The following is a 12,976-nucleotide window of genomic DNA, read 5'->3' as shown; positions in this document are numbered from 1 at the left end:
CGGTTCGGAGGGGGGAGGGGCTCGGTAACGTGTCCTTCCTACCCCTATAAGGATTTTCTTGGGGTACTGGGAGCGTCCCGGGAATGTCCGCGGAATGGCCGGGGCGGGTCAGGGCCCCATGTTTTTGTGGCCATCCCACGGTTCGGGAGGTGCCGTCGGGGCGGCCGCAGGGGACCGCCCCCACACTTTGGCACTAAATCCACCGCCCGCTCTAAAAATCTTGAAAGTCTTCATCAAAGGGGATGACCTCCTGCGGTGTGGCTTTTCCGGCCGTCTTCCCCGCAGCGCCACGAGCTTTGCCGTTCCCGGCCGTCTTTAGCATGCTGGGATGGCTTTTGTCGAACCCGTTCCTGGCTTTAGACGCTTCCGGCAAAAACTTCCCCTTTTCCTTGGGAGGAGTTCCCGCAGCTTTCTTCCTCCGTCCCAATAGCTTGAGGCTCTCCCCATCCCCGCGTCGCCCCACGAGCGCTTGAAGCTCCGCCACCAAGGCCAGTAACTGGCTCGCCTGGCCGCTGAGCTCTTCCGCCGCCGACGCCGACTCTTCCGCATTGGCCGCCGTCTGCTGGACCACCTTGTCCATCTGGGAAATCGCCGTGTTCACCTGGCCGATGCCTTCGCTCTGTTCGTGGGATGCCGCCGCAATCTCGTTGACCAGCTCCGCCACCTTGAGTACGTTCTCATGGACTTGGGCAAAAGCCTGGTTGGTGTTCTCGGTCAGGTTCGCCCCTTGTTTGACCTGAGCCACCGTGCCCTCGATGAGCTGGGCCGTGTTCTTGGCCGCTTCCGCCGCCCGCATGGCCAGGTTGCGCACTTCGTCGGCCACCACGGCAAACCCCGCACCGGCTTCCCCCGCCCGCGCCGCTTCCACCGCGGCGTTCAAAGCCAGCAAGTTGGTCTGAAAGGCGATCTCATCGATGGTCTTGATGATCTTTTGGGTTTCCTCACTGGATCGGGCCACGTCCTGCATGGACTCCAACAGTTCGGTCATGCTCGCCTTGGCCTTTTCGGCCGCAGCGGCTGCCTGCTGCATGAGGGCGTTGGCCTGCCCGGCGTTGTCGGCGTTTTGGCGCGTCATGGAGGCCATCTCTTCCACGGCGGACGAAGTCTCTTCGATGCCGGCCGCCTGTTGGGAAGAACCTTCCGCGAGCTGCTGGCTTGCCGAAGCCACCTGGCCGGCCGCCGAAGCCACCTGCTCGGCGCTTTCCGACAGTTCTTCCGAAGACTTTCGCAACACGGCGTTGATCCCCCGCGTGACCAGAGTTCCGAGAATCACGGCAAGAATGAGGCCTCCGAGCGCCACACCGGCCATGAAGCCTTTCATGCGCGTTGCGAAGCTCATATTCTCTTCGGCCACATCGTGGCCGACTTTTTTGTTGATTTCCACCACCTTGTCGAGAAGGGCCATGGCCGCGCGCTGCTTCTCGAGCGTCGGGCCAAGCAATTGCTCTTCCAGCGCGTGCATGTTGGAGAGCGCCTGGTCCGCGACCTCGTTGATGACGTCGAAGTCCTTAAAGACTTCTTCTCGAGCGGCCCGCAACTGATTATCCACGAGGAAGCGGGCGTCCTCCATCTTTCCCGCTCGCACCAGGTCCTTGACAACGCGGATCGCTTCGTGAAAACGGCGGTGGGGTTCCACCACGGAGGCGAGAACCTTTTTTAACTCCGGATTGTCGGTGGAATACTGGGAAACCCATCGGCCGAACCGACACGCCGTGTGGTCTTCACCCCCTTCAAAGGGTTTTCCGTTAAAAACCATATCCAAAGTTTTGGCCTCCAGCGCGAAATGATCGGCCCTGAACATGGAGATGTCCGCTTTGAGATCATCCGGATCGACGATCCCCAGGGCGTCGAAGGCTTTGGCCAGATCCAGCGCCTTGTTGTTTTCGGTCCTGAAGGCTTCCAGCGCCACCTTGAACTGTTTCCACACTTCCGCCTCTTCCGGCGTTTTGGGCAAGGGCTCATAGATGTTCATTGCCGCTTGATATATCTCTCGGGATTTGGCGATGTTGTCATATTGGCGCTGACGCACCGCAGGGTCCAGTCCCGAAATCGCCAAAGTGCGCAGGCTGCCCCGGATGTTTTCAAACTCCCTCGCCATGGTCAGGGTGGCTTCCACACTCGGCAACCGGACATGCCCGACCTCGTTCAAGGCCATCACACCGCGGGATGCCGTGAAGTAGCCCACGGCGCCAAGAACCGCCACGGCCGCACACAGCACGGCAAATGTCGTTGCCAACCTTTTCCCGACCGTCCATTGCTTTCCTGTCATCCTTCACCTCCTTTTCATCGCCTGTGCCGAAAAAATCACAGCTCGCTTGCACACTCTCTCTCGCAAGATACGTCGAAGTAACCATTCCGATGCCGATTCCCCTTCCAACGGCCAGAAGTGAGAATGGAGGGCAATGGGTCGCACCGTCGGCTTTCCATACGAGAGTATGGTCTTCTACTCCATACACACCATTCCTTTCATCGGCATCATCCGCTGAAAACTTGAGAAAAAATTTAAATCCAGAGTGCGTAACAATGTCGAGCGATGTGTTACTCACCAGAAGTTTTAATCATCACAGGGAATCGATATGCTGTTTATCTATGGATTTCGTGTACAAGATTCGGCAGAAGTCGGCGGTAAAAGAAATTTGACGTACAGTTATTGGTTATTGCGTGGCAGGTCAACCATGGGCGTCGCCGAAACGTCTAGTTATACCACGACGATCCGTTTTTGATGTGACTACCCGGTCGGGAGCCCGGCTCTGGCCACGGTGCGTGTCATCGACGTCAACGGAGCGTCTGGAATTCTTGAGGAGCATCATTTTTGGTCGGAGGGCACAGCGTTTCGTCCCGCATGAGGCGGGTGTGAGGGGGTATGGCCTTCGCCACCAGCTGGGGGGATTCTGCGCCTTTGTCCAAAACCACCCCCTTGCCCTTCTGCTCTCCCTTGGCGCCTCGGTTTCCGTTTCAGAACGTTCGGCATCCAATCCGAACGCCCCAGGGCCGAGGGTCACGCGCCCGGGCATTACGTCTTGAGCGTTTGATAAATCCGTCAGGACCTCAGCTTTCTGTGGTTTTCTCCCGGCGTCTCGGTTTAACAGGGTAAATCTTCGTTGGACCTCTCCAGAAGACTCCGCAGGCTCCGAAGCAGCGCCGAGCGTCTTATGGGTTTTTCCAGAAAAGCCGTTCGTGCCGTCAAGGTCTGGGGCAGCCCGTTGGTGCGACCCGTGTAGCCGCTGAGGAAAACGGCGGGAACCTTCGGGTTTGCGCGCCGTATGAGACCCACCGCCTCTTCGCCTCCCATGCCCGGCATGATAAGGTCGCACACGACCAAGTCCACGTTTTTTGGCGTGGTCAAAAAGAGTTCCACAGCGTCCAGTCCATTGCCCGCCTCTAAAACCTCATAGCCGGCTCCTCGAAGGACCTCGACCAGGTATTCTCGCACCGCGGCGTCGTCTTCCGCAACAAGGATCGTCTCCTTTCCACGAAGCGAAATTTCTTGACCATCTGCCATGCGTCCCGACGATTCCGATTCTTCACAAGGTCTGAGGTAAATGCGAAATGTGGTCCCTCGTCCAGGCTCGCTGTAAACATTTATGAGGCCGCCATGTTGTTTCACAATGCCGAAGGCCACCGAGAGCCCTAGACCCGTGCCCTTTCCCACCGCCTTCGTGGTGAAAAAGGGATCGAAAATGCGCCCGAGCACGTCCGGTGTCATGCCGCATCCCGTATCTGTGACGGCCACCATCACATAGGGTCCGGGCGTGGCGTACGGATGGCTCTTCACGTAATCCTCATCCAAAACCACATGGGCTGTCTCAAAAGTGATCTCGCCACCTTCCGGCATGGCATCCCGGGCGTTCACCACAAGGTTCCAAAAGACCTGTTCCATTAGATGCCGGTCGATCTTCACGCGCGCCTCGCTGGCCGCCGGAACGTGGCGGACCTGGATGCTTTCCCCGACCAGCTTCTGGGCCAGCTTCAGAAAAGCCCCCAGGAACTCGTCGAGGTTCACAGGTTCGGGCTGGAGGACCTGCTTTCGGCTGAAGGCCAGCAGCTGTTGGACGAGCCGGGCTCCCTTGAGACCGTTTTCCATGACCTTATGCAGGCGTTCGCGGTTAGGGCTCTCTTCCGGCGTGTCGGCGAGGGCCATCTCGGTAAACCCGTTGATCACCTGGAGGATGTTGTTGAATTCATGAGCCACGCCGCTGGACAGCTGCCCTATGGTCTCCATCTTTTGCGCCTGACGGAGCTGTTCCTGGAGTTTTTCTCGCTCCGTAACGTCATGAACAAAACACAGCAGGTAGGGAACTCCATTTAAAGTCACGGGGCCGATGGAGATTTCCACGGTTCTGATCTCCCCGGAAGCCGTTCGATGCCGTTCCAAAAAAATCTTTCCAGGCCCCGGCACGGACGGAGTCCATTTTTCTCTTTCAAGGCCTCCTGGATTCTGGCTTAAATCTCCATAGGATTTCTCCTTCATCTCGGTTCGGCTCCACCCGTAAAACCGTTCCGCCCTTTCGTTCACGTCCAGGATCTTGCCCGTGGATGGATCCACAAGAAGTTGAGGCTCTGCGGATTTTTCGAAAAGTTCCCGGAAAAAGGTTTCGCTGCGTCGGAGGGCTTCTTCGGCCTTTTTGCGCTCTGTGACATCGAAAAACAGGGTGACAAACTTTCCCGGCTCACTCTGGTAAGCGCGCACAGAAAAGTATCGGCCCAAAGAGGGCTCAAAGGCTTCGAACTCTTGGGGCTCTCCCTGAAGTGCCGTCTGACCGTACCGCTGCACCCAATCCTGCAGGGCGTCGGGAAGGACCTCGCGCAAGGTCCTTCCCAGGATTTCGTCGGCTTTCAACCCCGTGAGGGCTTCAAAGGCGCGGTTGACCTTGAGGAATCGATAATCCACCGGAATCCCGCGTTCGTCCGTCAAAATCTCGTGGAGGGCGAAACCGCCGAACATGTGATCAAAAAGAAGAGCCATCTCTCGATGACGCTCCGCCAGCTCCCTGCGGGCGTCCACCTCGTCGGTGATATCCCGAAAAGATTGAATAACGCCGGGCCCGTTTCCGCTTTCTTCGTCGAGGGGGCTGGACAGAACGTGAAAAACGCGGCTGGACCCGTCATGAAGCCGGATTTCCATGAGCCTGAAGCATGACCGATTGGTTTTCAACGTCTCGACGGCACAGCACCTTTCCGGTTCACACATTCCGGAATGCACATGCCAATGGGAAAAGACCTCGTGGCATGGCCGTCCCACGGCGTCTTCGGGCGCCACATCCGCCAAGGCGGCGGCTGCCGGGTTCAAGAGCTGCACGTGGAGATTTTGGTCCAAGAGGATGAGAGGATCTTGCAGAGCATTCAGAACGCTTCTCCAAAACTTTTCCGATGTGGAAATGCGAGCCAAAAGATTTTCGCGTTCGTGAAGACGTCGGTGGACGAAAAGGCATGCGAGGCCAATACCCATCATTCCGAAAAGCCACATCATTCCATGGCCTGTGACGATATGGTAGAAATGATGCGAAAGGCCGGACCTAGAGATGGGAACGGTCACGCGAATCCCACCGCGAATGGCCCCGACGACGTCTTGGGGATCGGTATGGCAGCGAAGGCATGGCTTTTCCAGCCGCAGAGGCACCATGACCTGAACGGCGTGTCCTTCGGGAATAGGGGTTTTCTCGGCGTAATAGGCATGGTGAGTATTTTCTTCCAGCCACAGCAGGGCTTTTTTTTCCCAAAGGTCCGCGCTGTTGGCGGGGTGGATCGGTCGCAGGCTTGCCAAATGGGACGGGGCCTTTCCCATTTCGACACCCAAGGCGTGAACCAACCGCGTCATGTATGCAGGGTTCACGAGGGTGAGTCTTTTGCCTGATGGTGTTTCTAAATCGCGCTCGGGCACAGACAGGTACGGGTTGGGTGAAAGCATGTCGCTGACAGGAGCATAGACGCCCCCGTGAAGGGCGACCCACTTGCGGTAGAGCAGGTCCTTTTCCACAAGGGAAAGCGCATGGTTTAGAGCGTTTTCCTCCTCGTGTTTGACATCACTTCGGTAAAACCAGAAACAGGAGGCGGCCGCCGCAACGGTCCAAGCGACAAAGGCGGCGCCGGCAAGAAGCCAAAACCAAAAGCGCATCCCACGAGGAGTCGCATGGGTCGCCTTGGGGGTGTGACCAGAAGTCAAGGGGAACGTCGTCATGATGGTTTTCCCGGGAGCCGAAGTTTTGAAATGGATCATTGTCGGGGCCGTTATGGGGCCCCGGGTTTTCGTCGCCATGGCAAGATTCATCCTGCCGTGTCGGGGCGGCCGCAGGTGCCGCCGGGGCATGTCCCCCGGACAGCCACACCGTCTTTTTCGTTGGGACGGCCGATGGCGCCATGTTCATGATCATACCCCGGGTCGAAAGACCCTGTAGGGGCGGCCCCCCGTGGCCGCCCGTTTTTTCCGGCCATCCGGAAATCCATCCCGCGGGCGACGGTGGGGCGTGGTTGCTTTGCGGGGGGATTGTCCCCACCCGGTTTTTATAGGGCATCCACGGGATGGTGGTGAGAGATTTTTCCCCGCATCGGCCGGCCCATGCGGGGAAATGTTTTGGGGCACCCACAGGGGGGTGCCCCTACAATTTTCACACATGGCACGTGGCCCATGTGGGGGGTGGGGCACCTCCGGGACGGTGGCTAAAGATTTTCCCCCGCATCGGCCGGCCCATGCGGGGAATCTTTTGGGGCACCCACAGGGGGGTGCCCCTACAGAATGATCTTGGGGGTTCGGGAGGTGCCGTCGGGGCGGCCGCAGGGGACCGCCCCCACACTTTGGCACTAAATCCACCGCCCGCTCTAAAAATCTTGAAAGTCTTCATCAAAGGGGATGACCTCCTGCGGTGTGGCTTTTCCGGCCGTCTTCCCCGCAGCGCCACGAGCTTTGCCGTTCCCGGCCGTCTTTAGCATGCTGGGATGGCTTTTGTCGAACCCGTTCCTGGCTTTAGACGCTTCCGGCAAAAACTTCCCCTTTTCCTTGGGAGGAGTTCCCGCAGCTTTCTTCCTCCGTCCCAATAGCTTGAGGCTCTCCCCATCCCCGCGTCGCCCCACGAGCGCTTGAAGCTCCGCCACCAAGGCCAGTAACTGGCTCGCCTGGCCGCTGAGCTCTTCCGCCGCCGACGCCGACTCTTCCGCATTGGCCGCCGTCTGCTGGACCACCTTGTCCATCTGGGAAATCGCCGTGTTCACCTGGCCGATGCCTTCGCTCTGTTCGTGGGATGCCGCCGCAATCTCGTTGACCAGCTCCGCCACCTTGAGTACGTTCTCATGGACTTGGGCAAAAGCCTGGTTGGTGTTCTCGGTCAGGTTCGCCCCTTGTTTGACCTGAGCCACCGTGCCCTCGATGAGCTGGGCCGTGTTCTTGGCCGCTTCCGCCGCCCGCATGGCCAGGTTGCGCACTTCGTCGGCCACCACGGCAAACCCCGCACCGGCTTCCCCCGCCCGCGCCGCTTCCACCGCGGCGTTCAAAGCCAGCAAGTTGGTCTGAAAGGCGATCTCATCGATGGTCTTGATGATCTTTTGGGTTTCCTCACTGGATCGGGCCACGTCCTGCATGGACTCCAACAGTTCGGTCATGCTCGCCTTGGCCTTTTCGGCCGCAGCGGCTGCCTGCTGCATGAGGGCGTTGGCCTGCCCGGCGTTGTCGGCGTTTTGGCGCGTCATGGAGGCCATCTCTTCCACGGCGGACGAAGTCTCTTCGATGCCGGCCGCCTGTTGGGAAGAACCTTCCGCGAGCTGCTGGCTTGCCGAAGCCACCTGGCCGGCCGCCGAAGCCACCTGCTCGGCGCTTTCCGACAGTTCTTCCGAAGACTTTCGCAACACGGCGTTGATCCCCCGCGTGACCAGAGTTCCGAGAATCACGGCAAGAATGAGGCCTCCGAGCGCCACACCGGCCATGAAGCCTTTCATGCGCGTTGCGAAGCTCATATTCTCTTCGGCCACATCGTGGCCGACTTTTTTGTTGATTTCCACCACCTTGTCGAGAAGGGCCATGGCCGCGCGCTGCTTCTCGAGCGTCGGGCCAAGCAATTGCTCTTCCAGCGCGTGCATGTTGGAGAGCGCCTGGTCCGCGACCTCGTTGATGACGTCGAAGTCCTTAAAGACTTCTTCTCGAGCGGCCCGCAACTGATTATCCACGAGGAAGCGGGCGTCCTCCATCTTTCCCGCTCGCACCAGGTCCTTGACAACGCGGATCGCTTCGTGAAAACGGCGGTGGGGTTCCACCACCGAGGCGAGAACCTTTTTCAGCTCTGGATTATCGGTGGAATACTGGGAAACCCATCGGCCGAACCGACACGCCGTGTGGTCTTCACCCCCTTCAAAGGGTTTTCCGTTAAAAACCATATCCAAAGTTTTGGCCTCCAGCGCGAAATGATCGGCCCTGAACATGGAGATGTCCGCTTTGAGATCATCCGGATCGACGATCCCCAGGGCGTCGAAGGCTTTGGCCAAATCCAACGCCTTGGTGTTTTCCACCTTCCACGCTTCCAGGGCTGTCTTGAACTGTTTCCATACTTCCGCCTCTTCCGGCGTTTGAGGCAAGGGCTCATAGATGTTCATGGCGGCTTGATAATTCTCTCGGGATTTGGCGATGTTGTCATATTGGCGCTGACGCACCGCAGGGTCCAGTCCCGAAATCGCCAAAGTGCGCAGGCTGCCCCGGATGTTTTCAACCTCCCTCGCCATGGTCAGGGTCGTATCCACGCTGGGCAACCTGACCTCGCCCACCTCTTTCAAGGCCATCACACCGCGGGATGCCGTGAAGTAGCCCACGGCGCCAAGAATCGCCACGGCCGCACACAGCACGGCAAAGGTCAATGCCAAACGCTTACCTACCGTCCATTGTCCTTTCATACGACTTCCCTCCTTTAGGTTGGTTTTGCCCATCGGTTTTCAGGTTACCGGGCGCATTCCGTGCCAAGGACTGCAGGACGCGGGCGTGACTCCCAGGGTCTCCGCTACCCGCCGCAACCCATCCATGCAGTCCTTCCCAGCGACTCCAAAATTTCCGGAACCGCGGCATCATCGCCCTCGTTTAACGCCACGAAGCACGGTGAAAACTTGTGCAAAGCCACCAAGAGATTGGGATCGTAAACCATTCCCACGGCCACCAACTGCCCGTGGGGAAACCGATCGCGAAACGTCGCCGCATCCTCGAGATCTTCCGCACTTCGAATGACCACAAGTCCCACCACCTTATCCGACGCTCGGACTTGAACATCCTTCGCATTCGCCAAATCCACCCAGGGACATCCTCTTCGGCATAGCCATTCCGAGAGGAGCACCCAAAGCCGACGTTCCCGGCGGCTTATCTTGGAAAAATTCGGCATGGGCGTGACCACCACCATTCCTGTGCCTCCCGTTTTAAGATCGCTCCAGAGCTGCCCTGAGCAAAAGGCAATGACTGTGCCAAGGCGGTGTTATCGGTGAAGTTTTGGACGGAAAATGATAATTTATTGAAATGACAACAATTCGTGCGCTTCCTCGAGAGACGCGAAGTGCCCCCTTCTTTGCTAGGATTTCACTGTGGTGGAAGAAAAGGGAATTTTTTCAGGACAGGTGTCTTCTGTTCCAGGAAAACAGGATCGCGCGGTCTTCTATGAAAGGGCGATCTTGGGGTGCACCTTCTCGCAAGGAGACTCCGTGGCGTCCTCCCCCGGAAAGTCCCTTTTTCTCACCGTGGGGGTGAGCCGAAACGTCCTCACGACAGGATTGACCCTTTCAGCAGATGATCCGACTTCGCTATCATCCCAGACGTTCAGCCCCGGCTTCCTGGATCGATGAGAAGGCATCTTCTTTTTGCGCGCCGGCTTCCTTCATCAGAGCGTACAAGCGGGATCGGGAAAGGCCGCTCATGCGGCAGGCTTGTCGGAGGTCCTGGCCGCATCTTTTGCGCAGCTCCTCAAGATAGCGTCGAGCAGCCCAGGCCAGGATCTTTTCTCGGTAGTCTTTGTAGACGGGCATTGGTCCTTCCCAAATGCAGGGCGGCATGGTTTTTTCCAGACCGCTCGGAGCGCCCTCTTGGAGAGGAGAAGAGTCTTTCGGGGGTATACGTGATGTGACGACATGGAGGCGAATGGGTTCCGGCAAATGGGCGGCGAAAAGCGTCGGGGCGTTCCCACAGAACGCCAGGGCGTGAAGGACCGCATGGATCAGCTCCCGCACATTTCCCGGCCAGGAGTATTGAAGCACGGTTTCGACAAAGTCGGGCGACAGCCCCTTGAGCTCCCCTCCGCTGCGCTGGGCCTCCCGTCGAAGTATGTCTTGGACTAGGGGAAGGATGTCTTCCTTGCGTTCCCGAAGGGGTGGCAGAGCCACCTTGATCCCGCTCATCCGATGGTAGAGATCTTCCCGAAAACGTCCTTCTTTGACAAGGGCTTCAAGGGGACGATGAGTGGCCGCCACGAGGCGGAAATTCGAGAACATTTCGTCTTTCGCGCCCAAGGGGCGGAACGTCTTTTCCTGGAGAAGGCGAAGGAGCTTCGCTTGGGCTCCCAAAGGAAGGTCCCCCACTTCGTCCAAGAAAAGGGTGCCGTTATGGGCCAGCTGCACGAGCCCCGGACGTTGCCGGTCCGCGCCTGTAAAAGCCCCCTTTTCATGGCCGAAGAGGTGGCTCTCGACAAGGGATTCCGGAATGACCGTGCAATCCACCACCACGAAAGCATGGGGCGCTCGAGAGCTGTTGTCGTGAATACCGCGGGCGAGCCGTTCTTTTCCCGTCCCGGTTTCTCCCGTAATGAGGACGGGGAGGTCTGAGGCCGCGGCTTGAGCCGCAGCCCGCAGGCATTCGGCCATGGCGGGCGCCGTGCTCACAAAGTCCGCAATGGTAAAGACGCCAGGCGTTATGCATTGCGTCGCACCCCGATACTCCATGGCGCGGGTGACGGCGAGACGTATCTCATAGACGCTCAGCGGTTTGCAAAGATAGTCCCACGCGCCGTGCTGAAGAGCCAACGCGGCCCCGTGAGGATCCCCCTGGGCCGTCATAATGATGACTTCGGGGCGGGTGGGACGATCGCGGAACCGGCCGATAAAATCCAGACCTGACCCGTCGGGAAGGAGCACATCGAGAAAGACCACGTCGAAAATGTCCGTTGCAGCGGCGTCCAGTCCTTCGCGGAGGGTTGCAGCCACAGAGATTGAAAAAACATGCCCTTGAAGAACCTCCACAAAGTAATCCCGTACGGAGGGATCGTCCTCCACCACCAACACCCGCCCGGCTTTCCCTCTTTCGGGTCCTCTAGGGGCCAAACCGCTGTCTCGTTCAGCTTCTCGAGTCATGAGGCGTCAGGACCCTCTTCCGCACCACTTTCATTCCCGCGTTGAAAAAGATCCGCGTTGGACATCAAGGTGTGATGCCTTGGACCGGATGTGACCCCGCCGTGCCGTTCCGACAGAATTTCGGCCAAGACCCGTGACAGCTCTGTCCTGCAGATGGGCTTGTAAAGCACACGCTCCACCAGGCGGGTTTTGTCTTCGGCCAGATCCTCCAGGCATCGGTATCCCGTCAGAAGGAGCACGGGAACGTCCGGTCGAAGGGTTCTGGCCGATTCGGCCACATCAAGGCCCGTCATTCCCGGCATGGAATAGTCGGTGAGGATAAGATCAAAATCCGAAGGATTCTCCTGAAACACGGCAAGGGCTTTCTCAGGAGTTTCGACCAAGGTCAGGCGGCGCACCATGGGAGTGAGGAAGGCTTTGAGGACGCTGCGCACGTCGGGATCATCGTCCACGGCCAAGACGTGCACGTCGAATGTCTCAGCAGGGAGGACGTCAAGGGCGGTCTCCACGGGTACCGTCCGGGGCGCCTCCGGGAGAAGCACATGAAACACTGCGCCCCCGTGCGCAGCGTTCTCCGCCCAGACCGCTCCCCCAAGGCGACGAACCACTCCAGCGGTGATGAAAAGGCCCAGCCCCGTTCCTTCTTCCGGGCTTTTCGTCGTGAAGTAGGGTTCGAAAATTTTTTCGTGCACATCCGGTGGAATGCCCGGACCGGTGTCTGTGACTCTCAAGTGGACATAGGGGCGGTCTAAGGAGCCGACGTGCTTCAGGGCTTCTTGATCTCGGCATGGGCAGTCCAGCCGCAAAACCACCTGACCGCCTTTCTCCCGCACGGCATGGTAGGCGTTGACGGCAAGGTTCAAAAGAATTTGGTGAAGTTCTGAGGGATCGGCCCGAACAGGCGCCGTTTCGGGAAGGGTCTCATAGAAGATGTCCACGTTTTTCGGCACACCGGCTCGAAGGAATTTCACGCATTCCTTAAGGATGGGCACCAGATCCGTCGCCTTTTCCACGTGCGGCATCTCACGGCTGATGAGAAGGATTTGATTCACCAATTCTTTCGCCCGCTGCGACGCATCGAGAATCCGCTGGAAATACCGGCACGCGGGATTGTCTGACGGAACCCGATCCAGACCTATTTGCGCGTAGCCCAGAATGGGCATGAGGAGATTGTTGAAGTCATGGGCAATACCGGCGGCCAGTGTGGCGAGGGCTTCCATCTTGTGTATGCGATGGATCTGCCGCAGAAGGTCGGCTTTCTCCGCTTCGGCCTTTCGCGCGGCGGTCTGGTCTTCATAGACGGCGACAATGTACCCGCACGGCAGACGAAACACGTAGTTTTCCACCCACAGCTCGAGGCGATCGTCCTTGTAGAGTGTCACAGGAAAGTGCTGCGCCACCCCCGTGTGCCGGACCTTTCGGAACACGTCCAGGAGTCCCATCGCTTCAACGCCCGGGTAGATCTCCGTCACCCGCCGGCCGAGATGGGCTTCTCGAGGAATCCTGCCAATGGCCGCCCCTGCCGGGTTGATGTCGATGAAGACAAAATCAGCGCCGTCCTCCACGGGTTCATAAACGGCGATCCCCGTGGCCATGTGGTTGAAAATCTCGCGAAATCCCTGCTCGTCCCAAATACGGCCGCCGCTCATGGCACTCATCTCCGTGATGACGTCGCCTC

The 12,976-nt window shown here is 58.6% G+C and carries 6 protein-coding genes; all 6 read right to left on the bottom strand.

Going from position 1 to position 12,976, the window contains the following annotated elements; translation table 11 throughout:
- Positions 1–211: 211 nt before the first annotated feature.
- The 6 genes from ACZ5K9_RS14945 to ACZ5K9_RS14920 all read right to left on the bottom strand — a co-directional run bounded on the left by ACZ5K9_RS14945 (position 212) and on the right by ACZ5K9_RS14920 (position 12,947).
- Positions 212–2,269 (bottom strand): methyl-accepting chemotaxis protein, encoded by a 2,058-nt coding sequence (locus ACZ5K9_RS14945; protein ID WP_464272119.1) that lies wholly within the window; start codon positions 2,267–2,269, stop codon positions 212–214.
- Between the two features lie 813 nt (positions 2,270–3,082).
- Positions 3,083–6,256 carry a PAS domain S-box protein gene (locus ACZ5K9_RS14940; protein WP_464272118.1) on the bottom strand — a complete coding sequence of 1,058 codons (3,174 nt, stop codon included), beginning with the start codon at positions 6,254–6,256 and terminating at the stop codon, positions 3,083–3,085.
- A gap of 560 nt (positions 6,257–6,816) precedes the next feature.
- Complete coding sequence (locus tag ACZ5K9_RS14935) at positions 6,817–8,871, bottom strand: methyl-accepting chemotaxis protein (RefSeq protein WP_464272117.1); 2,055 nt, start codon at positions 8,869–8,871, stop codon at positions 6,817–6,819.
- Between the two features lie 104 nt (positions 8,872–8,975).
- On the bottom strand, positions 8,976–9,365 hold the full coding sequence (locus tag ACZ5K9_RS14930) for a hypothetical protein (RefSeq protein ID WP_464272116.1): 390 nt from the start codon (positions 9,363–9,365) through the stop codon (positions 8,976–8,978).
- Between the two features lie 397 nt (positions 9,366–9,762).
- Complete coding sequence (locus ACZ5K9_RS14925) at positions 9,763–11,298, bottom strand: sigma-54-dependent transcriptional regulator (protein ID WP_464272115.1); 1,536 nt, start codon at positions 11,296–11,298, stop codon at positions 9,763–9,765.
- Positions 11,295–12,947 carry a hybrid sensor histidine kinase/response regulator gene (locus tag ACZ5K9_RS14920; RefSeq protein WP_464272114.1) on the bottom strand — a complete coding sequence of 551 codons (1,653 nt, stop codon included), beginning with the start codon at positions 12,945–12,947 and terminating at the stop codon, positions 11,295–11,297. Before ACZ5K9_RS14920 ends, ACZ5K9_RS14925 begins: the two co-directional genes overlap by 4 nt.
- Between the last annotated feature and the right edge of the window lie 29 nt (positions 12,948–12,976).

Source organism: Desulfosoma profundi (assembly GCF_055387865.1).
Note: the sequence above shows the minus strand (reverse complement) of the source record. Positions and strands in the feature narration are given on the sequence as shown.